The sequence below is a fragment of the Mycobacterium pseudokansasii genome, from assembly GCF_900566075.1.
Classification (GTDB): Bacteria; Actinomycetota; Actinomycetes; order Mycobacteriales; family Mycobacteriaceae; genus Mycobacterium; species Mycobacterium pseudokansasii.
Genome location: NZ_UPHU01000001.1, coordinates 515,788 through 540,698, shown reverse-complemented (window position 1 = coordinate 540,698; position 24,911 = coordinate 515,788). Strand labels below are relative to the sequence as shown.

The 24,911-nt window shown below is 65.3% G+C and carries 21 protein-coding genes and 7 pseudogenes; 13 read left to right on the top strand and 15 right to left on the bottom strand.

Annotated features, from left to right (window positions below; translation table 11 throughout):
- The first annotated feature begins 21 nt into the window (after positions 1–21).
- The 4 genes from iniR to EET10_RS02485 all read left to right on the top strand — a co-directional run bounded on the left by iniR (position 22) and on the right by EET10_RS02485 (position 8,676).
- Positions 22–2,463: an isoniazid response ATPase/transcriptional regulator IniR gene (gene iniR, locus EET10_RS02500; RefSeq protein WP_244601818.1), complete on the top strand. Its 2,442-nt coding sequence runs from the start codon at positions 22–24 to the stop codon at positions 2,461–2,463.
- Positions 2,464–2,632: 169 nt separating this feature from the next.
- Positions 2,633–5,554, top strand: a complete 2,922-nt coding sequence (locus tag EET10_RS02495) for a (Fe-S)-binding protein (protein ID WP_063466333.1) — start codon at positions 2,633–2,635, stop codon at positions 5,552–5,554.
- Positions 5,555–5,584: 30 nt separating this feature from the next.
- The gene (locus EET10_RS02490) at positions 5,585–6,874 is read left to right on the top strand and encodes a pyridoxal phosphate-dependent aminotransferase (protein ID WP_036398932.1); all 1,290 of its coding nucleotides are present in this window, start codon (positions 5,585–5,587) and stop codon (positions 6,872–6,874) included.
- Between the two features lie 251 nt (positions 6,875–7,125).
- On the top strand, positions 7,126–8,676 hold the full coding sequence (locus tag EET10_RS02485; protein WP_063466332.1) for a PE family protein: 1,551 nt from the start codon (positions 7,126–7,128) through the stop codon (positions 8,674–8,676).
- Between the two features lie 237 nt (positions 8,677–8,913).
- Here EET10_RS02485 and EET10_RS02480 read toward each other — a convergent pair whose 3' ends face one another.
- The gene (locus tag EET10_RS02480; RefSeq protein WP_036398934.1) at positions 8,914–9,303 is read right to left on the bottom strand and encodes a hypothetical protein; all 390 of its coding nucleotides are present in this window, start codon (positions 9,301–9,303) and stop codon (positions 8,914–8,916) included.
- Between the two features lie 115 nt (positions 9,304–9,418).
- On the opposite strand from EET10_RS02480, the pseudogene EET10_RS02475 reads away from it, so the two are divergent.
- Positions 9,419–9,678: pseudogene (locus EET10_RS02475) on the top strand (transposase); the annotation flags it as partial.
- Here the strand turns inward: EET10_RS02475 and EET10_RS30430 are convergent.
- The 3 genes from EET10_RS30430 to EET10_RS02465 form a co-directional block, all read right to left on the bottom strand.
- On the bottom strand, positions 9,674–10,132 hold the full coding sequence (locus EET10_RS30430) for a DUF6262 family protein (RefSeq protein WP_244601817.1): 459 nt from the start codon (positions 10,130–10,132) through the stop codon (positions 9,674–9,676). The pseudogene EET10_RS02475 and the gene EET10_RS30430 sit on opposite strands and share 5 nt — an antisense overlap.
- 4 nt (positions 10,133–10,136) lie before the next feature.
- On the bottom strand, positions 10,137–10,358 hold the full coding sequence (locus EET10_RS30425; RefSeq protein ID WP_246013594.1) for a hypothetical protein: 222 nt from the start codon (positions 10,356–10,358) through the stop codon (positions 10,137–10,139).
- 151 nt (positions 10,359–10,509) lie between these two features.
- Positions 10,510–11,532, bottom strand: coding sequence for a tyrosine-type recombinase/integrase (locus EET10_RS02465; RefSeq protein WP_246013593.1), 1,023 nt, complete (start codon positions 11,530–11,532; stop codon positions 10,510–10,512).
- Between the two features lie 339 nt (positions 11,533–11,871).
- Here EET10_RS02465 and EET10_RS02460 point away from each other — a divergent pair.
- Positions 11,872–12,117, top strand: a pseudogene (locus EET10_RS02460) (globin family protein); the annotation flags it as partial.
- A 32-nt stretch (positions 12,118–12,149) separates the two neighbouring features.
- On the opposite strand, the pseudogene EET10_RS02455 reads toward EET10_RS02460, so the two are convergent.
- Positions 12,150–12,983, bottom strand: a pseudogene (locus EET10_RS02455) (molybdopterin-dependent oxidoreductase); the annotation flags it as partial.
- 112 nt (positions 12,984–13,095) lie between these two features.
- Between EET10_RS02455 and EET10_RS02450 the strand changes: the two are divergent.
- Positions 13,096–14,394, top strand: coding sequence for an IS256 family transposase (locus EET10_RS02450; protein ID WP_036398936.1), 1,299 nt, complete (start codon positions 13,096–13,098; stop codon positions 14,392–14,394).
- Between the two features lie 46 nt (positions 14,395–14,440).
- On the opposite strand, the pseudogene EET10_RS02445 reads toward EET10_RS02450, so the two are convergent.
- From EET10_RS02445 to EET10_RS02405, 7 genes and pseudogenes are all read right to left on the bottom strand, one after another.
- Positions 14,441–15,391, bottom strand: a pseudogene (locus tag EET10_RS02445) (cytochrome b/b6 domain-containing protein); the annotation flags it as partial.
- A gap of 406 nt (positions 15,392–15,797) precedes the next feature.
- Positions 15,798–16,664, bottom strand: a complete 867-nt coding sequence (gene rfbA, locus EET10_RS02435) for a glucose-1-phosphate thymidylyltransferase RfbA (RefSeq protein ID WP_036398940.1) — start codon at positions 16,662–16,664, stop codon at positions 15,798–15,800.
- A 10-nt stretch (positions 16,665–16,674) separates the two neighbouring features.
- On the bottom strand, positions 16,675–17,049 hold the full coding sequence (locus EET10_RS02430; protein ID WP_036398942.1) for a nuclear transport factor 2 family protein: 375 nt from the start codon (positions 17,047–17,049) through the stop codon (positions 16,675–16,677).
- Positions 17,050–17,060: 11 nt separating this feature from the next.
- Positions 17,061–17,816, bottom strand: a complete 756-nt coding sequence (locus tag EET10_RS02425; protein ID WP_036399656.1) for a maleylpyruvate isomerase family mycothiol-dependent enzyme — start codon at positions 17,814–17,816, stop codon at positions 17,061–17,063.
- 167 nt (positions 17,817–17,983) lie between these two features.
- Complete coding sequence (locus EET10_RS02420; protein WP_081260806.1) at positions 17,984–18,277, bottom strand: DUF4190 domain-containing protein; 294 nt, start codon at positions 18,275–18,277, stop codon at positions 17,984–17,986.
- 251 nt (positions 18,278–18,528) lie between these two features.
- The gene (locus tag EET10_RS02410; RefSeq protein WP_244601814.1) at positions 18,529–19,386 is read right to left on the bottom strand and encodes a nucleoside phosphorylase; all 858 of its coding nucleotides are present in this window, start codon (positions 19,384–19,386) and stop codon (positions 18,529–18,531) included.
- Positions 19,344–19,706: pseudogene (locus tag EET10_RS02405) on the bottom strand (NAD(P)/FAD-dependent oxidoreductase); the annotation flags it as partial. The gene EET10_RS02410 and the pseudogene EET10_RS02405, both read right to left, overlap by 43 nt.
- 6 nt (positions 19,707–19,712) lie before the next feature.
- Here EET10_RS02405 and EET10_RS02400 point away from each other — a divergent pair.
- Positions 19,713–20,048, top strand: a pseudogene (locus EET10_RS02400) (NAD(P)/FAD-dependent oxidoreductase); the annotation flags it as partial.
- A gap of 84 nt (positions 20,049–20,132) precedes the next feature.
- On the opposite strand, the gene EET10_RS32125 reads toward EET10_RS02400, so the two are convergent.
- Positions 20,133–20,423, bottom strand: a complete 291-nt coding sequence (locus tag EET10_RS32125) for a hypothetical protein (RefSeq protein WP_051490230.1) — start codon at positions 20,421–20,423, stop codon at positions 20,133–20,135.
- Between the two features lie 101 nt (positions 20,424–20,524).
- Between EET10_RS32125 and EET10_RS02390 the strand changes: the two genes are divergently transcribed.
- Both EET10_RS02390 and EET10_RS02385 read left to right on the top strand, forming a co-directional pair.
- Entirely contained in the window at positions 20,525–21,253 is a 729-nt protein-coding gene (locus EET10_RS02390) for a TetR/AcrR family transcriptional regulator (RefSeq protein WP_122501875.1), read from the top strand.
- Positions 21,254–21,278: 25 nt separating this feature from the next.
- Positions 21,279–21,905, top strand: coding sequence for a class I SAM-dependent methyltransferase (locus EET10_RS02385; protein WP_036398948.1), 627 nt, complete (start codon positions 21,279–21,281; stop codon positions 21,903–21,905).
- Here EET10_RS02385 and EET10_RS02380 read toward each other — a convergent pair.
- Positions 21,886–22,485: a TetR/AcrR family transcriptional regulator gene (locus EET10_RS02380; RefSeq protein WP_036398950.1), complete on the bottom strand. Its 600-nt coding sequence runs from the start codon at positions 22,483–22,485 to the stop codon at positions 21,886–21,888. The genes EET10_RS02385 and EET10_RS02380 overlap by 20 nt on opposite strands.
- Positions 22,486–22,542: 57 nt before the next feature.
- On the opposite strand from EET10_RS02380, the gene EET10_RS29445 reads away from it, so the two are divergent.
- Entirely contained in the window at positions 22,543–22,704 is a 162-nt protein-coding gene (locus tag EET10_RS29445; protein WP_167480118.1) for a hypothetical protein, read from the top strand.
- Positions 22,705–22,723: 19 nt separating this feature from the next.
- Positions 22,724–24,073: a cytochrome P450 gene (locus tag EET10_RS02375; RefSeq protein ID WP_063468370.1), complete on the top strand. Its 1,350-nt coding sequence runs from the start codon at positions 22,724–22,726 to the stop codon at positions 24,071–24,073.
- Here the strand turns inward: EET10_RS02375 and EET10_RS29440 are convergent.
- Positions 24,048–24,185 carry a hypothetical protein gene (locus EET10_RS29440; protein WP_167480117.1) on the bottom strand — a complete coding sequence of 46 codons (138 nt, stop codon included), beginning with the start codon at positions 24,183–24,185 and terminating at the stop codon, positions 24,048–24,050. The two genes, EET10_RS02375 and EET10_RS29440, sit on opposite strands and share 26 nt — an antisense overlap.
- 344 nt (positions 24,186–24,529) lie before the next feature.
- On the opposite strand from EET10_RS29440, the pseudogene EET10_RS31895 reads away from it, so the two are divergent.
- A pseudogene (locus tag EET10_RS31895) lies at positions 24,530–24,838 on the top strand (rhodanese-like domain-containing protein); the annotation flags it as partial.
- Positions 24,839–24,911: the final 73 nt, after the last annotated feature.

Sequence of the window (24,911 nt, the reverse complement as noted above, 5' to 3'; positions counted from 1 at the left end):
CGAAGGATGCGATATGAGCCAGTGGCTGGACTCGCGCGATGCGGCGACACATCGGTGATCCCCTCCCCCACCGATGTCCCGCCCGGCGCACGCGGTGTCCTCGACCACGTGGCCAACGCCGCCACGACGCCGGTCAAAGTCCTAGTCTGTGGTGGCATCGGTACCGGCAAGACATCCCTGTTAGCCGCGGCACGCGAGACGCTGCGCCGCACCGGGTTGACGGTCCTGACCCGCCCCCCACGGGACGGCGATCCGCCCGACGCGGCGCTCGTCGTCGACGACGCCCACCTGCTTACCGACGCCGAACTGCTGCGGCTTACCGAACGGGCATCCGACCCTCGCGCAACGCTCGTGGTGGCCACCGAAGACCACCAGCACAACCCCGCGCTATGTGCTCTGACGACGGCCATCGACCGGGAGCGCCCTCGACTATCGCTGGGTCCGCTGCCGGTTGCCGAGCATCTGCGTGAGTGCACAGCCGGGCTGCCGTTCCTTATCCATGCGGTGTCCGACGGAGCGCACCCGCCGCCACAGGCCGCCACGTTCGCGCTCGTCGAGCGGTTGCGCCGGCTCGACGAACCCACCCTCGACGCGCTGCTGCTGATGTCGCTGAGCTTAGAGTTAGGGATCACCGATGTGGCTGCGGCGCTTGGGGTTTCGACACCAGACGCGCGCCGGCTCGTCGATCGCGCGCATGCCAGCGGACTCGTCATGCCGTCCCATCCCGCGGCCTTCCTGCAGACAGTGCATGACGCCATCGCCCGGATTGTCGGCAACGCACACCATCATCACGTCGAAACATCGCTGCTGCGCACACAATTCGACATCTCGCCGGTATCTCAGGATCTTGCCTTGCGACTAGCCGAACATGGGCTGCGTGACGACCGGCTGGCCGGCATCCTCAGCCGACAGGCCGTCGCCGCGGGCGACTCGGCGCGCAGCGCACGGCTGTATCGCGCAGCGGTCGATGCGGGTGCGACCGGGCTGACCTCCCGGCTGGCCGATGCGCTTGCCCTCACTGGTGATTGCGCAGCAGCGGCAGCCCTGGCCGACCAACTGCTCAGCTCGCCCGACTCTGCCGAACGCGCTGCGGCGGTAAGGATTGCGGCCAGCGTGGCCGTCCATGATGGCAATTCCGCTCAGGCTGCCGAATTGTTCGGCTGGCTGGGCCCATACCCGGACGCGGTGGTCGGCTCGACCGCGGCCATCGTACTCGCGGCCGCGGGTGATCTGGCGGCTGCACGAGCCGCGTTGCGGCTCAAGGACTCTGGCCCGCCCACGATGGCCGCGCGTGCTTCGCGCAGCCTCGCCGAGGGGCTACTACTGACCATGGATCAGCCCTATCCGGCCGCGATGGCAAGACTGGGCCAGGCCCTTGCGGCCCAACAACCCATCGGCGAAGTCTTCCCGGACAGCCCCGCCGCGCTGGTCACGTTGGCCGCAATACACGCCGGCGACCCCGTCCGCGCCCGCGGTGTGATCGGGCGTGCGGTGCACGCCGATCGGGACGCGTTGTTCCGCGGCCGGCACCTACTGCTGTCCGCCTGGATCAAAATGCAGGACGGTCAGCTGCCGTCGGCCGCCGCGGATGTCGCCGCAGCCGGCACGGAGCTGCACCGACGTGACACGTTGTGGGCCGCGGCGCTACGCATAGCCATCGCGCGCCGCAGTGGCGACACCGGCGCGCTACACACGCAGTGGCCCGCAGCCATGGAGGTGCTCGCCGAATATTCCGTCGATCTGTTCGGCCTGTTGCCCCTCGCTGAATTGTGGGTGGCCGCCACCCGAATACGCCAGCAGGACCAACTGCGACACCCCGTGAATGAGGCGTTCGCCCTTCTGGATTCGCTGGGCAGCCCGCCCTTGTGGGCCAATCCACTGCATTGGGCCGGGGTGCACGCCGGAATACTTGCCAGCTCACCGGAATCGGTAGCGCCGCACGGTCAGGCCCTGGCCGCGGCGGCGGCCCACAGCGGCCTCGCGCAGATCCTCTCCGGCGCCGGCCGGACCTGGCTACGAGTGCTGGCCGACCAGGTCGACGCCGACGAGGTCACTGTGGCGGCGCGGTCGCTATCCCACGTTGGCCTGACCTCGGACGCGACCAGGCTGGCCGGTCAGGCTGCCCTGCAAACACCGGACGCCAAGGTTTCGGGGGCGATGCTGCAATTGGCCCGAGACCTCAAGCTGGGGACGGGTTCTGCGGACGTCATGGACATGGAGCCAACCGCGGGCACCTCGCCTGCACCGCGCCAGCCGCCGACGGGCACTCCGCTATCGGATCGCGAACGCGAAGTCGCCGAGTTGCTGCTGCTGGGGTTGCCGTACCGCGACATCGGCAGCCGATTGTTCATTTCGGCCAAGACGGTCGAACATCACGTCGCACGGATCCGCCGGCGGCTCGGCGCTGAGTCCCGCTCGGAAATGTTGTCGATGCTGCGGGCAATGCTGGCCCCGCCGTCCTGAGCCCCAGGTGAGACCGCAGCCCTGAGGAGCAAGGTTAGGACAGCCTATCTCGCGTCGAACACGGCAAAGATGTCAGTATAGGCAGGTTGAGCAGGCAATAAAGCACGCCAGAGTGACCCAAAATGACCCCAACATGACCCAAATTGACTAGGCATTGGAGAGACTTTCGGTGACCACGCAGACGCTCATCAGACTGGTAGTCGGCCTGGGCATGACCGCAATAGTGGGCGCGTTCGCGCTGCGGCGGGTCTGGTGGCTGTACAAGCTGATCATGTCCGGTCAACGGGCCAGCGACCGCACCGACAACCTCGGGATCCGGATCTGGACCGAGATCGCCGAGGTGTTCGGCCAGCGCCGGCTGCTGAAGTGGTCGATCCCGGGCCTGGCGCACTTCTTCACCATGTGGGGCTTCTTCATCCTGCTGACGGTCTATATCGAGGCCTACGGGTTGCTGTTCCAGCCCGACTTCCACATCCCGATCATCGGCCGATGGGACGCGCTGGGCTTTCTGCAGGACTTCTTTGCGACCGCGGTGTTCCTCGGGATCGTCACCTTCGCGATCATCCGGTTGCGGACGGAGCCCAAGGAGTACGGCCGCGGCTCACGGTTCTATGGCTCACACACCGGCGGCGCGTGGCTGATCTTGTTCATGATCTTCAACGTCATCTGGACCTATGTGTTGGTGCGCGGATCGGCGGTGAACAACGGCACGCTGCCCTACGGCAAGGGGGCGTTCCTGTCTCAGTTGTTCGGCGCGATCCTGCGTCCGCTGGGCCACACCGGTAACGAAATCCTGGAAACGGTGGCCCTGCTGCTGCACATCGGCGTCATGCTGGCCTTCCTGATCATCGTGCTGCACTCCAAGCACCTGCACATCTTCCTGGCCCCGATCAACGTCGTGTTCAAGCGCCTGCCCGACGGGCTGGGCCCACTGCTGCCCATCGAGGCCGACGGCAAGCCGATCGACTTCGAAAACCCGCCCGACGAAGCCGAATTCGGCCGCGGCAAGATCGAAGACTTCACCTGGAAGGGCATGCTCGATTTCGCCACCTGCACCGAATGTGGGCGCTGCCAGTCGCAGTGCCCGGCGTGGAACACCGGCAAACCGTTGTCGCCCAAGCTCGTCATCATGGACCTGCGGGACCACTGGATGGCCAAAGCGCCCTACCTGCTGGGCGAGAAGGACGCCGCAACGGAGGGCGGCTACGTCGAATCCGGTCGCGGCGAACACCACCACGTTCCCGAATCCGGCTTCGGGCGGGTCCCGGGGTCCGGACCGGAACAGGCAAACCGGCCGCTGGTCGGCACCGCCGAACAGGGCGGTGTCATCGATCCCGACGTGTTGTGGTCATGCGTGACCTGCGGGGCCTGCGTGGAGCAGTGCCCGGTGGACATCGAGCACGTCGACCACATTGTTGATATGCGCCGCTACCAGGTGATGATGGAGTCGGAGTTTCCCTCCGAGTTGTCCGTGCTGTTCAAAAACCTTGAGAACAAAGGAAATCCGTGGGGACAGAACGCCTCCGACCGCACCAACTGGATCGACGAGGTCGACTTCGACGTCCCGGTCTACGGCGAAGATGTCGACAGCTTCGACGGCTACGAGTACCTGTTCTGGGTGGGCTGCGCCGGCGCTTACGACGACAAAGCCAAGAAGACCACCAAGGCCGTCGCCGAGCTGCTCGCCATCGCCGGGGTGAAGTTTCTGGTGCTGGGTGCCGGGGAAACCTGCAACGGCGACTCCGCACGCCGCTCGGGCAACGAGTTCTTGTTCCAGCAACTGGCCGCCCAGGCCGTCGAGACGCTGGACGGGGTGTTCGAGGGCGTGGAGACCGTCGACCGCAAGATCGTGGTCACCTGCCCGCACTGCTTCAACACCATCGGTAAGGAATACCGGCAGCTGGGCAGCAATTACACGGTCTTGCACCACACTCAGCTGCTCAACCGGCTGGTGCGCGACAGCAGATTGGTCCCCGTCACCCCGGTCTCTCAAGACATCACCTATCACGACCCGTGCTATCTGGGCCGGCACAACAAGGTGTACGAGGCGCCGCGCGAGTTGATCGGCTTCGCGGGCGCCAACCTCACCGAGATGCCACGCCACGCCGAGCGGAGCTTCTGCTGCGGGGCGGGCGGTGCCCGCATGTGGATGGAAGAGCACATCGGCAAACGGATCAACCATGAACGCGTCGACGAGGCGCTGGCCACCAATGCCGCCACCATCGCCACCGGCTGCCCGTTCTGCCGGGTCATGGTGACCGACGGCGTCAACGACCGGCAGGAAGAAGCCGGTCGCAGCGGCGTCGAGGTGCTCGACGTGGCCCAGGTGTTGCTCGGGTCGCTGGATCGCGACGCGGTGAAACTGCCGGAGAAAGGCACGGCCGCCAAAGAGGCCGAGAAGCGGGCTGAGAAGACCGAGAAGAAAGAGAAGGCCGCGCCGAAAGCCGCCGCACCGACCGCTCCGGCTGACACACCGGCTGAGGCACCGACCGAGGCTCCGACGCCTACTGCGCCGGCCGCGCCGGCCAAGGGGCTGGGCATAGCGGGCGGAGCCAAGCGGCCCGGCGCGAAGAAAGCAGCCCCCAGCGCTGGCGTCGACAAAGAAACCGCCGAAGCACCCGCAGCCGCACCCGCCAAGGGGCTCGGCCTGGCAGCCGGAGCGAAGAAGCCCGGCGCCAAGAAAGCAGCCCCCGCCCCTGGCGTCGAAAAAGAAACCGCCACGGCGCCCGAAGTGGCGCCGGCTGCCCTGGCCAAGGGCCTCGGCATCGCCGCCGGCGCCAAGCGACCCGGCGCCAAGAAGGCCGCCCCGGCAGCGACCGCCCCCGCGGCTGAGCCCGCCACGACACCGGAGGCCGAAACACCGCCCGCGGCGCCCGTGAAAGGTCTGGGGATCGCCGCCGGCGCCAAGCGGCCGGGAGCGAAGAAAGCCACCCCAGCGGCGGCGGCGCCCGAGCCGGCCGCCCCTGGAGAACCTGAAACCGAACCGGAGTCCGAGTCCGGTGCCCTAGCCGATGCTGACACGGCTCCCCCCGCAGCGCCCGTCAAGGGACTGGGCATCGCACCCGGCGCCCGTCCACCGGGGAAGCGCTGATCACGGTTTGACACCTGTCAGCAAATATCGCTGGACAGCGATGAGACCATGGATGACGTGACTACCCACCAGCTGCCATGGCACGCCTCCACACACCACCGGCAGCGCACCTTCGCACAGTCGTCCAAGCTTCAGGACGTCCTGTACGAAATCCGCGGACCGGTACACCAACACGCCGCGCGGCTGGAAGCCGAAGGTCACCGCATCCTCAAGCTCAACATCGGCAACCCGGCACCGTTCGGTTTCGAGGCGCCCGACGTGATCATGCGCGACATGATCCAAGCGCTGCCCTACGCCCAGGGATACTCCGACTCCCAGGGCATCCTGTCGGCTCGCCGCGCGGTGGTCACCCGCTACGAGCTGGTCGACGGCTTCCCCCGATTCGACGTCGACGACGTCTACCTGGGCAACGGGGTGTCCGAGCTGATCACCATGACCTTGCAGGCCCTCCTGGACAACGGCGACCAGGTGCTGATTCCCTCACCGGACTACCCCCTGTGGACGGCGTCGACCTCGTTGGCCGGCGGCACGCCCGTGCACTACCTCTGCGACGAGACCCAGAACTGGCAACCTGATATCGCCGACCTGGAATCCAAGATCACCGAGCGCACCAAGGCCCTGGTCGTGATCAACCCGAACAACCCGACCGGGGCGGTCTACAGCCGCGAAATCCTCACTCAGATGGTCGATCTGGCCCGCAAGCATCAACTGTTGCTGCTCGCCGACGAGATCTACGACAAGATCCTCTACGACGACGCCAAGCACATCAGCGTGGCCTCGCTCGCCTACGACATGTTGTGCCTGACCTTCAACGGCTTGTCCAAGGCATACCGGGTCGCCGGATACCGGGCCGGCTGGTTGGCGATCACCGGACCCAAGGACCATGCCAGCAGCTTCATCGAGGGGATCAGTCTGCTGGCCAACATGCGGCTGTGCCCGAATGTTCCTGCGCAGCACGGGATTCAAGTCGCGCTCGGTGGACATCAAAGCATCGAGGACCTCGTCCTGCCCGGCGGCCGGCTACTCGAGCAGCGCGACGTCGCCTGGACCAAGCTCAACGAGATTCCCGGCGTTTCCTGCGTCAAGCCGGAGGGAGCGCTTTATGTGTTTCCCAGGCTGGATCCCGAGGTCTACGACATCGCCGACGACGAGCAACTCGTCCTGGACCTGCTGCTGTCGGAGAAGATCCTGATCACCCAGGGCACCGGATTCAATTGGCCGGCACCGGACCACCTGCGCATCGTCACGTTGCCGTGGGCGCGCGATCTTACTGCCGCAATCGAGCGGCTGGGCAACTTCCTAGTCAGCTACCGGCAGTAGGTCCCGGCGCTCGAGTCCAAAATTCCAGCGTGCCGCCGAGCTCGTCGCTCGGGTAGCACCACCTCGGACGCCACGGGGCCGGGACGCTGCACGAATCCTGCCTAAAGCGCGCCGTTGTCCGTGCGAACAATCTTTGGCCAAACCCCCCGTAACCCGCCCACGACCCGCATACGATGCAAACCTACTTAGCCGATGGTGAGTGGGCGATCCAGTCGTCACGCGCTTCGGCGATGAACAGGTGGGAGGGGTCCATGTCGTTTCTTACCGTGGCGCCAGAGGCATTGGCGGCGGCTGCGTCGGATGTTGCCGGGATTGGGTCGGTGCTCAGCGAGGCCAACGCGGCCGCGGCGGGCCCAACCACTGCGCTGCTCGCGGCCGGAGCCGACGAGGTGTCGGCCGCTATCGCAACGCTGTTCGGCTTCCACGGTCAGGCCTACCAGGCGCTCAGCGCCCAGGCGGGGGCGTTTCATACCCAGTTCGTGCAGGCGTTGAACGCCAATGCCGGCTCCTACGCGGCCGCCGAAGCAACCAACGCGGCCCAAAGCATCCTGGTGGACCCGCTGAACGGAATCAGCCAAGCACTGACCGGGCGCGCACTGATCGGCAACGGCACCAACGGGGCACCGGGAACCGGGCAAGCCGGCGGGGCCGGCGGCTGGTTGATCGGCGACGGCGGTAACGGCGGATCCGGCCAATCCGGGGTGTCCGGCGGGCAGGGCGGCAACGGCGGGGCCGCCGGACTGTTCGGTAACGGCGGCCTGGGTGGAGCCGGTGGCAGCGGCTCGATCAACAACGGCGGCAACGGCGGGAGCGGCGGAACCGCCGGACTGTTCTACGGCGCCGGCGGCGCCGGCGGCGCCGGCGGGAACGGCTCCGCCAACGGCGGTAATGGCGGCCTTGGGGGTGCCGCCGGCCTGATCGGTAACGGCGGCGCCGGCGGCGTTGGCGGAGTGGGCAGTAGCGGCTTGTTGACGGGCGGCGGGGCCGGCGGCCAGGGTGGGTCCGGCGGCATACTCTTCGGCAACGGCGGCGCTGGCGGCGCCGGCGGACTCGGTGACGTATTTGTCGGCGGGACCGGCGGCAACGGCGGCAATGCCGGGTTCTTCGGCGGGGTCGCCGGGGCCGGCGGCGCGGGCGGCGACTCGTTGGGTAGCCTTGCGGGCTCCGGCGGCAACGGCGGCCACGCGGGGCTGTTCGGGACCGGTGGCGGCGGAGGCACCGGCGGGGCGAGTTCCGTCGGGTTCGGTGGAAGCGGCGGCGACGGCGGCCGCGGCGGACTGCTCTCTGGCACGGGCGGCAATGGCGGCACCGGCGGGCAAGGCAGCCTCCTTGGCGCCCCGCTCACCAGCACAGGCGGTGCCGGCGGCAACGGTGGAGCCGCCGGCCTATTCGGCTTGGGTGGAGCGGGCGGTGCAGGTGGGGCCGGCTATGCCGACACTGCCGGTGCCAGCGCCACGGGCGGTGCCGGCGGCGCCGGCGGGTCCGGCGGCATCGTCGTCGGCAACGGCGGGGCCGGCGGCAACGGCGGGTCCGGCTTCCTGAGCGCCGGCGCCGCCGGAGAGGGCGGCAACGGCGGCAACGGCGGCAAAGCCGGGCTGATCGGCAACGGCGGCAGCGGCGGCAACGTCGGGACGCCCGGAGCGAACGGTCTCGGCCTCGGTACCGGAGGCAACGGCGGCAATGCACAGCTCATCGGCAACGGCGGCAACGGCGGCAACACCGGCAAAGCCGGAGTCGGAACCCCCGGCAACCCCGGCTCTGGCGGGTTGCTGTTCGGCGAGATCGGGCAGCCGGGGCTCTAGTTCGTGCAACCAGCCGGATCGCAGGCGCTGATCTGCCACGGAATGTCAGGCCGGCAGCAGGGCTGATCGAATAGTCGGATCGCCAAAACTCGCGTTTGTCGTCGAGATATTTGGCCGCCGCCGCACGCGTCCCGGTGGCACTCTGATGTACCAGAGCCGCCATCGCGTCAGACGGCGTTCCCGGGTGGCGCAATTGACTAATCGCCAGCTGCTTGGCCTCCTCGGTCTTGCACCGCCCTAGAGCCAACGCACCAAGTCCGACTTAGTCGGAAACTCACGCTCGGAACGGATCAACGCCGCCACCCGCAGGAAGTCCGAGCGATCACAGACTTGAGCCAGCGCAAACCCGGTGGCCTCGAGCTCTTCGTCGCAAAGCGGCGGGTCGATATCGAACTGATGAAACACGATGTCAGCGGCGGCGCGATTACCATTCGCATGCTTGGTAAACAGGTTGCGGATCAACGCGACTCGCCAGGCACGGCGATCCTCGTTAGCTGGAACACGTTCGTCGAGGTGCTGCAGCCAATCCACCATGATCGGCACCGCCTGCGGATAGTCATGGCGCGAGTTCATCAGCTCCCAGACGGTGTCTTCGGGAATGCCGACGGCATCCAGCTCGGCCTTCATCGCCTGCTCGGATTCTGGCCACGTGCCGGGCTCCCCTGGCGACCTCATGACAAATTCTTACTATGAACCGTACCGGGTTTCTTGCACACCTTCTTCTGAGCGAAGGATGGGCACGATGCCGAGCAAGTACGACGAGAACACCAAGGCCCAAGGCGGTTCGGTTGGTTCGCGAACACCGCGATGACTACGCCACGGGAGTGGGCGGCGATGCGGGAGATCTCTGGCCGACTGGGGATGAGCGCGGAGACGCTGCGCAAGTGGGTGCGCCAGGCCGAGGTCGACGCAGGCGAGACGGCCGGGGTGTCCAGCGAAGAAAAACAAGAGCTGCGTGAGCTGCGCAGGAAGAACCGCGAGCTCGAAACCACAATCGTTATCTTTGGCTGGACCGATGGTTTTGCGGCGTGAGCTGAGCTTTGCGTCGTGGACGGTGTCCGTGACGTGGGTGGCGGCGACGCGGTTGACGCGGAGTTGTCCGTGCAGGAGCGCGATCTGGTTCCGCAGTTGACGGTTTTCGTCCTCGAGTTCGCGAATGCGTTCGTGGGCGAGTGTGAGGCGTTGCCGCAGCGAGGCGATCGGATCCGCGCTCGATTCGGGCAGGTGCCGACTCGGCCGTCTCCGGTTTGGCGGTCAGTCGGCGGAGTTGGTCGCGCAGTTCGGTCTGGGCGTAGAGCCATGAGCGGGAGACGCCGGCATGGGCGGCGATCTGCATGACGGTGCACCGCTGGCCGGTTTCGTCGAGTTCCTGCAGGGCTTGGCGGGCCCGTTCGAGGGTGTCGGCGCGACGGCGTTGGGCAGCGGCGACGAGGTGCTGACTGTTGTCACGACGCATCAGATCAGTCCTTCACGCAACATGTTTCGTTGTCCGCTGCGGCGCAACGGCAGTCGTGTTGGTCGGCTTCGAGGGTAGTGATGATGGTGAGCAGGTTGGTTTCGACGGTGCGGTTCATCTCGGCCAGGCGGGTGTGGCCGTCGGTCTTGGCGCGTGTGATCAGCGTGCGGGTGTCGTCGAGCTGCCTGCGGTGTTGGGGTAGGAATGCGGCGGTCGTGATGAACACTGGGCAGGTCAGGCACGCGTTGGCGTGCGGGCACGATTTGTGTAGCGGTAAACCGCAATAGCCATTGGGTAGAACCATTTTCGCGCGGGCAAGGTTCTGTTTCATCCATTCGGCATCGGCGAGCGGTCCGTCGATCGTGGTGTCGATGGGCTCACCAACGGATGTTGATCTTCTGGGCGCGTTCCCAATGCTCGCGAATGGTGCTGTCGGCCAGGCGGGCATACACAGCCGTCATGGTGTGGCTGGTGTGGTCAAGCAGCCGTCGGACCACTTCCTGCGGCACGTCATGGTTGATCCACCGAGTGGCCGCTGTGTGCCGGAACTGGTGAGCTGTGACATGGACTGGCTGATCGAGTTCGTCTGTGACACACCACGTTTCGGGCCACTGGCCGAGCTGGAGGTGGAACGTCGCGGTGGGAATGGGCAGCCGCCCGCCGGGGTTGGCGCTGCTGCGCGGCAACAGCACACCGGTAGTGGGGAACCGTTGCTTAGTACACGCCTGCTGCGCCTCGATCATGGTGGCCAGTTCGTCGTCGATGGGCACCACCGCGTCGCGGCGCATCTTGTGGTTGCGATAGCGCAAATAGACCGCGCCCTGCGGGTCGCGGACCAGGCAGTCCAGTGGTAGCCGGGTGGCGTCGCCGATGCGCAAGCCGGTGCGGATAAGGATCTCTACCAGCAGCCGGATCCGGGGGTCGCTGATCCGGTCAAGGTTGGCTGGGTTTTCCAACTGGCCCATGACGAACTCGGGGATTGCCCGCGGTGCTGGTGTCTCGTCGCGGCGAGGCTGATCACTGGGATACAGCTGCACCTCAGCCGGCACCGATGCCCACCGGTGCTGGCGCACTGCGTGGAGAAAGCCGGTCACGCAGCCGATTTCGGCGCTGCGGGTCTTCGGGTGCGCGATTTCGACCGCCAGTCGGGCCAGATAGGCCTCCAACGCCGCGCGGTCGAGCCCAATCGGGCCAGGCGAGCTCGCCAATCCCGGTGTCAGCCGCGACAACCGCACCAGCGCAATGCGGTCCCGTCGCAGCTGCCCCAGCCCGACTCCGCACGACATTCGCCACCGGCACCAACGTTTGACCAGCTCTCGCAGCCACGGTGGTTGCACCGCGGTGAAATCCAGGCGGGCCCCGTCATGGCCGGAAACACCGAGCCGTCGTAGCCGCCACACGTCACGCTCGTATTCGCTGTCCCAGCCGGTCCCGTCGCGCAGGTCAAGCAGGCACTCGATCGCATAGGCGAGGAACGCGCGCGGAGTGTGCAGCGCGGCTGCGGCCGACAGCCCGGCCAGCCAGTCGTCGAGCGGACGCTCCAGCAGCGACTCGACTTCTTATGCCGACCTTTGAAATATGCCGATGATTTCGGCAATGGTGCAGGCCGATGGTGGTGTTGAGGTGCAAAAGGTCGGCATAGTCGCGTAGCCGAGATCACGCTTCAGGCACGGAAGTGTCTGGAGGTGAGGTCCGTGACGAAGAGATCGCCGATGGCCCGGTCGTATCCGGTTCGGGTCGCCGGTCTCTACCGGGGCAGCGCATTGCACGCCCACCGGCATGTCCACCAACGAACACCGTTGAGCAGCAGTCATTTTGTCCGCTGGCTGACGGTGTGGAACTGCACAGTCGACGAAATGTTCCAGGGTCCCGTCGCCGAGCACGCGAAGGTCCAGGGCGCCAGGATCGCCTGGGCCATGCACCGGCGGCTAACGGGAACGGACGCAGCAGAACTCGACGCCTTGATCACCCGCCAAACCGGCTGAGTCCGCGGGCCGGCCCGCTGACTCCGGTTGCCCTAAATGGTCTGATGACGCCCGAAGAATTCATGGTCTTCGTTGTAGCCGCCGTAGCCGCTACCGAGTTCGGAGTAATGCGCGACGAACTCGATACCCTTGAGCCACTTGACGTGCCGAAAGCCGTGCTGCAATTCATTACGCAGCCGCAGCGGTGCTCCATGCCCGTAGCTCACCGGCTCGCCGTTCATGTCGTAAGCCAGCATGGTCAGGTGGTGGCTCATCTGCTGGATCGGATGGGCCACGTAGTAGATCCCGCCGTCGGCGCCGGGCCCTAGCGAGTAGAACACCACCCATTTGGCCTCCGGCAGCGGTTTGACGATATCCATGATCGTCCGCATCGACACGCCACCCCATTTCGCGACACCCGACCAACCCTGGATGCAGAAATGCTGGGTGATCTGTTCGTGGTAGGGCAGGTCGCGCAAGTCGGCCAACGAGAACTCGGTGGGGTTCTCGACGAGACCGTAGACCCGCAGTCGCCAATCCACGAAGTTGTTCTTCTCCAATTCTTTGTACTCAACCGATTCCGGGTAGGTGCCGTTGTGCCAGAAGTACGGCGAGATGTCCTTCTCGGTGAACGCACCGGGCTTGAAATTGGTGTACTCAAACAACCGCTGCAGCGGCCCGATGAGCGCGTAACCAACTCGCTGCACGGTACGGGGATGGCGAAAAGTCAACGGCGTGGCCATCACCCAGCCGATGGCTACCACGACCATGGCTGCCGCGAAGATCCAGAACCCGACCCAGCCATTGTCGTCGCGGGCGGCGAACATGTGGTTGAGATTGCGCAATGCCTCGGTGGCGAAGACCAGCGTGACGTGGACGAGGATGAAGGAGGTTGTCCCGGGTCTCGTAGAAATTGAGGTGGCGGTCCCCCGCTCGTGACCTGCCGTGTGGTAGGTGTCGGGCGTTCCGCCAAGAACACCATCGAGAAGGGGACCACCAATGAAGAACAGTAGTCAGGACAGGGCCGAAGACGCGACGATGGTCGCGATTCCAGAGCACGTCAGTGTGGCGATGGCCGAGATCGCCGGAAACATGTCCGAGGGGTTGCTGGCGCTGGCCATCGGAGCGGGGCTGCAGGTGATGCAGATTCTGATGGAGTCCGACGTGACCGCAGCTGCCGGGCCGAAAGGCAAACACGATCCGGCACGCACCGCGGTGCGACACGGCCATGAGAACGGCTCGGTGACCCTTGGTGGGCGACGCGTGCCGGTCAGCCGTCCGCGGGTGCGTGCCGTCGACGGGTCCGGCGAGCTGCCGGTGGCCTCCTATGAGCTGTTTTCGTCCACCGAGATCCTGGGACGGATGGCGATGGAGAAGATGCTGGCTGGGCTGTCCACTCGGCGTTACCCGGTTGGGCTTGAGCCCGTCGGTCAGCAGGTGAATGAAACTGCCTCTGCCACAAGCAAGTCTGCGGTATCGCGGAAGTTCGTGGCGATGACCGAAACCGCGCTGGCCGAGCTGCTGGCCAAGGACCTGTCCGGGCTGGATGTGGTGGCGCTGATGGTCGACGGCGTGCATTTCGCCGAGTCGTGCTGCGTGGTCGCGTTGGGCATCGACATCGACGGCGTCAAGCACCCGTTGGCGGTGGTGGAGGGCTCCACCGAGAACGCGACCCTGGTGAGCGACCTGCTGGTGGGCCTGCGGGACCGCGGCCTGAATGTGGCCCGCCCGATACTGGTCGGCATCGACGGATCCAAAGCGCTGCGCAAAGCCGTGGTCGACGTGCTCGAGCGCCCGGTGATCCAACGCTGCCAAATCCACAAGGTCAGGAATGTCAAAGATCATCTGCCGCAACGACTTCGGTCCATTGTAGGCCGTAGGATGACCGATGCCTACCACGCCGAGTCGGCGTTGGAGGCCCAGGCCGCGCTGCAGGCGTTGGCCACCGAGTTGGACCGCACCCACTCCGGCGCGGCCGCGTCCCTGCGCGAAGGGCTCGAGGAGACGCTGACCGTGCTGCGCCTGGGTGTGCCACCCGCCCTGGCCCGCACCGTGCGCTCGACCAACACCATCGAGTCGATGATCTCGGTGTGTCGTGAACACGCCGGCAACGTCAAGCGCTGGCGTGACGGCAAGATGGCGCTGCGCTGGTGTGCGGCCGGCATGGTCGAGGCCGGCAAGCAGTTCCGCCGCGTCAACGGCCACCTGCACCTACCGGCGCTGCGCGCCGCACTCGAGCGGGAATTCGCCGAACCTGTCGCACCCATCGTGCACAATGACGTGGTGAGCGCAGCCTGATGCTCACCGGACCGCCACCGAAGTTCCACGGAACTCGGGACATCCTCAGGATGAAGAACAGGAAATACACCAGCACCAGAAAATGCAGCGAGCGCGCGGCCTGAATGCTGAACCGCTTACTGATCACGGTGAAACGCATTGACAGGGCCGGCGACATTCCGAGACCGGTGATGAGGGCGAGCGGTGCGGCGATGAACACGGTGGTGAAGTACGCCAGCAGCTGCAACGCGTTATACGCGACCCATGTGTTGTCTACCGGCCAGCTCAACGACAGGTATTGAATTGCTACCGACGCGGCGTTGGGAAAGACGTCCCAGCTGGTAGGCACGATGTGCCGCCATTGGCCGGTGGCGAACAGCAGCACATAGAAGACCGCGCCGTTCAGCAGCCACAAGACGTCGATGCCCAGGTGCCACCACCGCGCCAGCCCAATGGAATGCCGAATTCCGGGTAATCCCAGCTGACGGGGCAGGGCAACTGAATCATCCTTGGCCGTCCACAGCGGGTCATCCGGCACCGGCTTTGCCACGCACAGCCACTCGTCCTTGCCCGGCGTGGCATTGCGACTGAAATACAGCCGTGGATGATCGCACAGGATCTGAATTCCGGAGCGGATGATGAACATCATCAAGAACAGGTTGAAGAAATGCGACCAGCCCACCCAGGCGGGAATGCCCGGGCCGACGCCGGACGGGACATGGGTGCCGGGATATCGCTGGATGAACGCCTGGACGGCCGGCATGTTGTGCAGCCCTTTGCCCACTGCGACCGCCGCGACCAGCAGGGCAAACCCGATGGGAATCAACCACAGTAGGTTCAGCCACCTGTCACGACCGACACGCAGGCGCGGGGCGATCGCCCGCTTGTCTTCTATACCGCCGGCCCAGGTCTCCGGGTTGACAATGTTCTCAGCGAGGCGCAGCTCGGCGCGGTAGCCGAAGGCCAGCTCTCCGTCACCGCGCGCAGCGGTAGCCGTTCCCGGCGAATCAACAGGCATGACCGCGCTGCGACGCTCGCCAGGAAAGCTTTGGACATCAGGGGCCTGGTCGGTCATCTCGCGCCTATCTATTTTCTACAATATATGCTGTGTAAACAGTACGCCATGGCGTGCATGTTCGGCAGACCGGGCGCTGACCTGGCCGGGGTGCTCCTAGCGTGCGGGATCGCGCCGAGCGCCGTGGACCCTACGACGGGTTACGAAATCGCGCTCACACGGAGCTCGGGGGCGTTGCTTGACTCGTCAACACGTTGCCCGACTATGCGCGACAAAATCCGTTGCGCGCCTGAGGTTGTCGCTCAGAGGGGGCAAATGCGTACCGCCTGAACCCGACAGATCGACAACCGTCCTCACGCACGGAGGAGGCGCCGAACCTCGCCGCCGCCACCGGCCAAACTCGCTGAAATTAGTTGCGCTCCAACAGGTCCAGCAAGTAGCTGCCGTATCCGGATTTGGTCAGGCTGCGGGCGTGGCGTTCCAGTTGCTCGTCGTCGATCCAGCCCAACCGCCACGCCACTTCCTCAGGGATGCTGACCTTGAGTCCCTGCCGGCGTTCCAGCGTCCGGACGAAGTCGGCGGCATCCAGCAGCGAGTCAAATGTGCCGGTATCTAGCCACGCCGTCCCGCGGGCCAGCACCTCCACCGCTAACCGACCCTGATCGAGATAGAACTGGTTGACCTCGGTGATCTCATATTCGCCACGCGCGGATTTCGTCAAACCTCTGGCGATCTCGACCACGTCGTTGTCGTAGAAGTACAGCCCCGGCACCGCATAATGCGACTTCGGCGTGGCCGGCTTTTCCTCCAGCGACACGGCCATGCCCTCGTCGCTGAACTCGACCACCCCGTAGGCCGACGGGTTGGCCACCCAATAAGCGAAAATCGCGCCACCACTGACGGATTGGAACCTGGTCAAACTGGTGCCCAGACCTGGCCCGTAAAAGATGTTGTCCCCCAACACAAGTGCAACTGAATCGCTGCCGATGTGATCCGCGCAGATGACAAAGGCCTGTGCCAGTCCCTCGGGACGATTCTGGGTGGCGTAGCTGATATTGACCCCCAAGTGCCTGCCGTCGCCGAGCAGGCGGTGAAAACCGGGCGCATCGTGCGGGGTTGTGATCAGTTCGATGTCACGGATGCCGGCCATCATCAAAGTGGTCAACGGGTAGTAGATCATCGGCTTGTCATAGACCGGCAACAACTGCTTGCTGATACCCCTGGTGATCGGGTACAGGCGGGTTCCCGAACCACCGGCCAAGATGATTCCACGCATCAGCAGCTCCTCAATCGACCGAGTCCTCCTCGGTGAGTTCGGTAGCCGCCAGCGCCGCCGCCAAGTCGTCGTGCCGAAAGACCGCGGTCACGTGGTCGTGGACCACGCGGAACGCCGATGCGACGGTCTCGACGGACCCGACATCGTCGCGGTCCACCAACTGCTGTTCGACAACCACCACCCCCTCGTGCACGTACATCTGCCCCGGCTCGACCGTCGTCGTCACCGAATCAGCCCACCGGCGCAACGCCTCATGACCCTGCACCGCCCCGTGCGCGTCGCCGATGTCGATGTCGTCGCTTGACAACGACACCAACATCTCAATATCACCGGCATTCAATGCGTCATGCCAAGCCAGCACCGTAGCGATTTCCGACGTCGTCATGGTCTGCCAGTCTAAAGAGGCGTACGGTCCAGCCAATTCCGCCACACGGCATCGTCGCCGAACACCTCGATACCGGTGTCGGCGACCGGAACTCGGCGCGCCATCGCCAGCAGCAGCTCGGCGGCGCGGCCGCGCAGCGCCACGGTCGCCTTGCCGTGCTGGTGCGACCAGGAAATCCGGCCATTGTCGACGGCGATGGTCCATTCACCGGCGGCGCCAAGGCCCGGATCGGTGGCGTGCACATGCAAAGTGTCGCTCCCCTCGAGCGGAGGGGCAGCACCGTCGCCGCCCGCCTGGACGACAATCCGCTCCAAGAATTCGCTGATCCCGTCGGCCGCGATGTCCGGCTCGAGTGTGAAGTCGCTCCCGACGGCGACCGCGGCGTCCGCCCGGTGCACCGCCACCTCGTGCAGCCGGCGCCGGATCCACCAGCCCGCCGGGCGCTGACCGAGGAAGGTCCACACCGGCGTTTGCGCTCCGGTCTGCTCGACGGCATCGACGAGACGCTGTGCTCCACCGTGCAGCCAGGTGATCGCGCCGTCGAGATCGGCTGGGGGCTTTCCCTCTTCGACACTGCGCGGGTCCAAGAAGCTGTCTAGTCGATCACGCACGATCTGCGCCGCCCAGCGGTCCCCACGCCCGACGTGGCGGAACAGCTGTCCGAGGTTCCATCCCGGGCATGTCGGCACCGGCGTCGATTGGTCGGCGTTGCGGAAGAGGTCGCCAAATGCCCGGGTCTGGTCAAGATATGCCGACGGGTAGTCCACGGCGGTCACGCTACTCGCGGCCCGAACTGATCCCCAGCCCGGAGTTCGGTCATCGCGCTGCCCGGCGTTGCCGGAAGTTGCCTACCGCTTGCACCGGTGCAGTTGACGCGATGCTCGGCGAGCCCGGCACTGCTGCGCCCGACCCTGGTAACGCGGCGGCGGACGTCTCAGCGCGCCTGGCGAACCGGACGGGTGCGCCAGACCAGCAGTATTGCGACGGCAATCGCGATCAGGGAAGACGACAGCCACCATGCGGAGATCACCAAAGCGGCTATCGCAAGTTCGCGACCATGCTGCCGGCGGTGGGCGATCTGGTAGAGCGCGACGATGCCGAGGGGAATGCTCACATACAGCAACCCCAGCAGACTCGTCACCAACGCCACGACCGCAAAGCCGTTCATGGTCATCGACCGCGCGCAGACATCCTGTGGGAACGCCGTCGCCGGAGTGGCGTTGGTCATGTTCGGTACCTACCTCGTCGGCTGGCCGCCACGCGGCCACTTGGTTGACAAGCAGATATTCGCGGCCGACGCTGCACGGATGCTTGATGAATTCTTGGTGCGACTGCGCGGTTCCGGTCTGGGAGCGCGACGGCCCAACCGCCTGTCCGGGCAGCCACCGCTGTTCCCAGCTCGTGCGTGCTACACGCGCATTAGCCGCTGCCGCAACTGATGTGACCGCAGGGTACTCACCCCCGGCATGGCACTGGCGGTCAAGACCCTTCAGGCCGGTCAGAGCCAAGAATCGCAGTCGCGACGGCATAGGCAACCGTGAGCGAAACGTTGACTCCGTTGTCGGCGCCTTTTTCGAAATCGTCGCCGGCTACGGCCATGGTGTTGGTGATATGCGCCAGACAGACGACCTTCTGGTGCGCCGCAGCGGCGTAGGCGTACAGTGCCGCGGCCTCCATCTCGACGCATGCGATTCCGCGTCGCTCGGCTTCTTTGATTGCCAATGCGGTTTCCCGGTAGGGAGCATCGGTCGTCCAGGAACTTCCCGCGACTACGTGGATGCCGTTGCTGTCGAAGACATTACGAAGTTTGTCCTGGAGTTCCTCGGCGAGATAGCTCCATTCAGCAGGCGCAACGTAGTGCGCGCTGGTTCCTTCGTCGCGAAGCGCCCGTTCGATGAGCACGAAATACGGTGGTGTCTCGTTGCCGCTAATGCGTCCTGCGGACGTGATGCTCACGGTCAATGATGCGCCCGAGGCGGCTAGCTGCTCGGCGACTAACACCGCGAACGGCGCACCGACAGCCATGCCGACAACTCCGATTTCAAGCCCGTCGACCCGGGTGACCCACATGTCGGTGTGGTAGCAGGCCCAGCCCGCGTGCCGGTATCCGGTGCCGGCGCGCTCCAGGTGGCGCACCATGTCACCATCAGGATCGAGAACGCACACCGCCGGAACAGCCTTGTCCGGCAAGGACTTCTGACGACGCGCCTCGCGCAGCAGATTCGCCGGGCGAAACACCGAAGGTGCGTCGAAGTCCTTTGGCGCAACCAGCGGATAACCCTCTTGGCCGTCGATCACGATGCCGACGTTAGCGCATTCCTCCAGCGGTCCAGCCACGCCCGCTCTTGGGCAACCTTCTCGTGGTGAAACGCCGCCGAGGGCGGGTACAGGGTCACCAAAGGTACGGGTGCGCACAGGAAATTGCCTTCGCCCTTAGCTCCCTGGTGATCACCGGTCTCGACATAGCAGGCACCCTCCCCGGTGATAAAGCGCTCCGGCACGTCATCGCCGCGATGGCGGGCGACACCGTGCGCAACAACTTCAGCCTGGGCTTGGGCGAACACCGCCGCCTTGGGCAGCGGCTTACCATTCGGCAGCGTCAGCACAGTCGCGTCACCGATAGTCCACACGCCGTCGACCCTAGTGGACAGGGGTCGACGCGTCGGATCGCGGTGCCGGTAGCGGGGGTGTCGTTCAAGTGCCGGCCGCGCCGGTCGGGGTGACGTTCCTCATGGCCGCCCAACTCGGCGATCGATCCGCGTACGGAGCTGTACACATCGACACCTTCACACCCGATCCGCTGCCGATGCCCGTCGCGGGACCCGAGGTCGGCGAGGCTTTGGTGGCGATGCTCAAGGATCGGGGCATCGGTTTCCAACCCGAAAGGCCATCACGCAGTTCGATTCCGCATCCAAGGACGTTGCATTTCGACGATGGCACGTCGACGCCCTGACCTGCTCGCGGTGGTTCGGCCACACGTGCGGTCGGCCGCGGCGCGGTAAACCGGCCTCAGCGAGGCCGGGTGGATCGCGGCGGATCCGCGCATCCTTCGCGCGCAGTTCCCTCGGGCCACCCCCCACAACTCACAGCACCGACAAGCCCAGCGTACCATCAAAGCTATTGTGCGCCAGAATGATTCGATCCTCAGATGGCAGCAGCCGGCGGATAATGCCAGCGGTGGTGGTGAGGCCGCCGACACCGACACCAAGAATGAGAACTGTCTTGCTCATGACCCTGAATCCTTCTTCCTCGACGTTGATGATCGGGTTGGCCTCGGGCCGCGCCGAGCAACTGAGGCGCCCACCACCCGATGAGCTTGTTGTTGGCGCCGTTGGGAGGGTCGTGCACGACAGCAACTTCATGGTCTGTTCCACAACGCTTTGGATAAGCACATACGACCTAAGAGGTCCGCACGAAGTTCCTCCGTCCCAACCCTGGAGTTGACTGACTCAGTCGGTCACTTTATGCTCAGTCCGTGGCCCGCACGATCCCGCCTGACCGATTCCCCGCGGTCGTCGCTGCGTCGGCGCGGGTGTTCATCACACACGGGTACCAGCGCACGCAGGTGCAGGACGTGGCAGACGCCCTCGCCTTAGCCAAAGGCACCCTGTACGGATACGCTCAAGGGAAAGCCGCGTTATTCGCCGCGGCGGTGCGCTATGGCGACGCTCACGAGACCCCGCCCCCGACGACCGACCTCCCCGTGCCGGCCCCAAAAGAAGGCGAGATCGCAGCGCTGGTTTCAGGGCGTCTGATCGCCGAGATCGCCGACATGCGGCTAACGCAGGCGCTACGCGACTCATTACCGCCCGATGCAGCAGCTGCGGACACGCGCACCGAGGTCGCCGGCATCGTCACCGATCTCTACAGCCGGCTGGCCCGCCACCGGATCGCGCTCAAACTGGTTGACCGGTGCGCCCCCGAGCTCCCCGACCTGGCAGAGGTGTGGTTCGGCACCGGGCGGGATGCCCAGGTCGATGCGGTCCAGGCATACCTGGTACACCGCGAACGCGCCGGCCATCTGAGTCTGCCCGGCCCCGCGCCGGTGGTCGCACGGACCATCGTCGAACTCTGCGCGTTGTGGGCAGTTCACCGCCACTTTGACCCGGCACCGAAGTCCGGGTCAATCGCCGGACCCAGCGACGATGCGGTCGCGGCGACCCTCGCCGAATTCGTCGCTCGAGCCACCACCGCTGCCAGATAGCCGTTCCAATCGAGGAGGTCGCCTCATGGCCCTCACAGCACCGGCCCGACGGTACCTGTCCAGTCAGGCGGCGCGGCCCCGCGGTGCATTCGGTCGCCTACTGGGACGGATTTGGCGAACCGAGACCGCCGGCGTCAATCGCGTCGCCGTCGAGATCCTGGCGCCAGCACCGGGTGAGCGCATCTGCGAGATCGGCTTTGGCCCCGGCCGAACCCTTGGGCACCTCGCCGCCGCCGGCGCCGAGGTGATCGGCGTCGAAGTTTCCCCGACCATGATCGCAATCGCCACCCGACATAACGCGAAAGCCATTGCCGCCGGGCTCATTTCGCTCTATCAAAGCGATGGAATAACCCTGCCGGTTGCTGACCGCAGCCTGGACAAGGTGCTCAGCGTGCACAACTTCTACTTCTGGCCGGATCCCCGCGCCAGCCTTGCCGACATCGCTCGGGTACTGCGGCCGGGCGGCCGACTCGTCCTGACCTCCCTGTCCGATGACCTACCGCTCGCAGGGCGTTTCGACCCCGTGATCTACCGCGTGCCCACCACTGACGACACGGTGGCGTGGCTCCGCGCCGCCGGCTTTGTCGACGTCTGCATCGAGCGCAGGTCGGACCATCCGGCGGTTGTATGGTTCACGGCGACTGCGACGTGACGTTGCCGATGTCGACCAGTGCTTGCAGTACCTCCGCCGATCGCGGGGTGGCCGACGGGTCGGCGATCCACTGGATCATGAGGCCATCGATGACGGCCATCAGAACCGAGACGATGGCGGCGAGGTTCCCGGGTGGTTTGAACCCGGTGTTCGCGAGAGCAGCGCGAGCTAGATCGACCGAATGTTGACGTACGTCGGCATATCCGGCAGCAAGGCGCTCCCGGAGCACCGCTGAGCGCACCGCCGGCGCGTAGGACTCGACGCATGCGTAGACAGCGGGACGAATCTGCTCGAACGAATCGACGGTGGCTTCCAGAACAGCCCGGATCTGTTCGGCGGGACCGGTGGCTGCGGACTGATCGAACGCGTCCCGGACCCGCTCGTTCCAGGTGGTAAAGCAGCGGCCGAGTGCGTCGTCGAGCAGAGCCCCTTTGCTGCCGAAGTGGTAATTGATCGACGCGACGTTCATCCCCGCGGCACGCGCGATGTCCCGCGAACTGGTGTTGCTGTAACCGCGTTCGCGCAGGCAGGTAAGAGCACCGTCCAGCAGTTTGTCGCGGCTCGTTCGCTGCTGTTGCACCAAAGCATCGTATCGTGATAAACAATCGTTTCAATCAAACATTTGTTTAAGGACATCATGCCTATCGAGTTGGTCCGCGTCATCAGGGTGGTCAACGGCGACGGCGGCCTGCGCGACGAACTTGCGTACCTCTTCGGCAACCTGCGCGCGGCGACGTCGTGCGTTTGTGCGATATCAGTCACCGGGGTCTGCGGATCAATCCGCAGTGGAAGGACCTGACGTGCGACAACGACGTGGCCTGGCCGGGCGCCGAGGCGCAGCGCCAGGCCGCACGGTGACCGCGAGCCTGCCTCCGGGGCCGTCGCTACCCCCGGTTGTACAAAGCGTGCTGTACCTGAAGTTTCGGGAATGGTTTTTGCCGGCGATGCACCGCAAGTACGGCGATGTGTTCTCGCTGCGGGTGCCCCCGTACGCCAACGACCTCGTCGTCTATTCCCGTCCCGAACACATCAAAGAGATTTTCACGGCAGACCCCAAGACGCTGCACGCCGGTGAAGGCAACAAGATCCTGAGTTTTGTCATGGGCGAGCACTCGGTGCTGATGACCGACGAAGCCGAGCATGCGCGGATGCGATCGCTGCTCGTGCCTGCGTTCACCCGGGCCGCACTGCACGGATACCGCGACATGATCGCCACCATCGCGCGGGAGCACATCGCGCGCTGGCCCGCCGGCGAGCACATCAACAGTCTTGATTGCATGAACGCGCTCACCCTCGACGTCATCCTGCGGGTGGTGTTTGGGGTCGCCGACCCAAACGTCAAGGACGAGTTGACCATTCGTCTACAAGACATCGTCAACATCCATCCCGTGATCCTCGCAGTGCTTCGGTACCCCTCCCTCAAACGCGTGAATCCGTGGAGGCGCTTTGTGGAGAACCAACGCAAGATCGACGAGATCCTCTACCGCGAAATCGCTTCCCGCCGTGTCGCTTCAGACCTCAATGCCCGCACCGACGTGTTGTCCCGGCTCCTGCAAACCAAAGACACGTCCGCGATTCCGCTCACGAATGCCGAGCTCCGCGACCAGCTCATTACCTTGCTGCTGGCCGGCCATGAAACGACCGCCGCGGCGCTGTCCTGGACACTCTGGGAAATCGCCCAGGCGCCGGACATCCAAAGCCAGGTGATCAACGCAGCGGTCGGCGACGACGACGGCTTTCTGGAAGCGGTCTTTAAAGAAGGGATGCGCCGGCACACGGTAATTGTCTCCACCGCAAGGAAACTCACCGTCCCGAGGCAGATCGGCGGCTGGAGACTCCCGGCGGGGGCGGTGGTCAACACGTCGATCCTGCTGGCCCACGCGAGCGAGGAATCACACCCCAATCCACGCGAGTTCCGTCCCAGCCGCTTCCTCGACGGCAACGTGGCGCCGAACACGTGGCTCCCCTTCGGCGGGGGAGTGCGCCGATGCCTCGGCTTCGGGTTCGCACTTACCGAGGGTGTCGTCATCCTGCAAGAGATCTTCCGCCAGTTCACCATCACCGCCGCGGAACCGACCAAGAGTGAGACTCCGCTGGTCCGCAACATCACCACCGTCCCCAAACATGGTGCGCGCCTGCGGCTTACCCCGCAGCGCCCGGTTTGGTGACGATGATGCGCCACAGCCGCCGGGGCAGCTCACCTTCTTGGAAGGCGGGCGCGTCTTGCAGGATCCCAGCCGGCAGCCAGACTCTCCACCAGCTCGCGGAGAAGAAGTGCATCACAGATCCTTCGCCCCCGCGGTTTGCTCGTCGATTGCGGCAACCACTGACTGATCAATAATTCTATTGAATTAGCGATTATTGGACTATAGTGGGACGGTGACGATCGCCCACGGGGCCGAGCGTGACTTTAGAGATCGGCTATGCGCAGAGCCCGTCCACATTGGCGAGGCCATTTCCAGCGGGCATCGCCTCGAGATCATCGATGTCCCAGCGCCAGGTGAGTGCACTGTTGATTCGCTCGCGACCGCCACCGGACTCCCAGTACGCCGGGCCCAGCTGGTGGCAGCACGACGGAATGTACTGTCCATCGACTACGCGTCCTGGCCCCAAGTCACCGCCTGATGCTGGCCTTGCGTGAGACCGCGGAGCACCACCTGGCCGAGGCAGCCGGGCTTTTGGCCGACTTCCTGGACGATCGCGACCGTCTCGAGCCGGTAACACCTGATGAGCTGGATCAGCGGATGGCCACTGGCGACGTCGTGCTGCTCGAGGCGCGCCCACAACAGGAGTATTCGGCCGGACATATCACGGGAGCGGTTTCGACGCCGGTCGCCGACATCGGTGCCCGCATCGCCGAACTCCCCCTTGACAAGAACTATGTCGCGTACTGCCGAGGGCCGTACTGCGTACACGCAAACGCGGCGGTCAGGGTGCCGCATGCGCATGGACGTCGCACGCGCCCCCTGACCGAGGGCTTCCCCGAGTGGCGGCTTGCAGCGACCG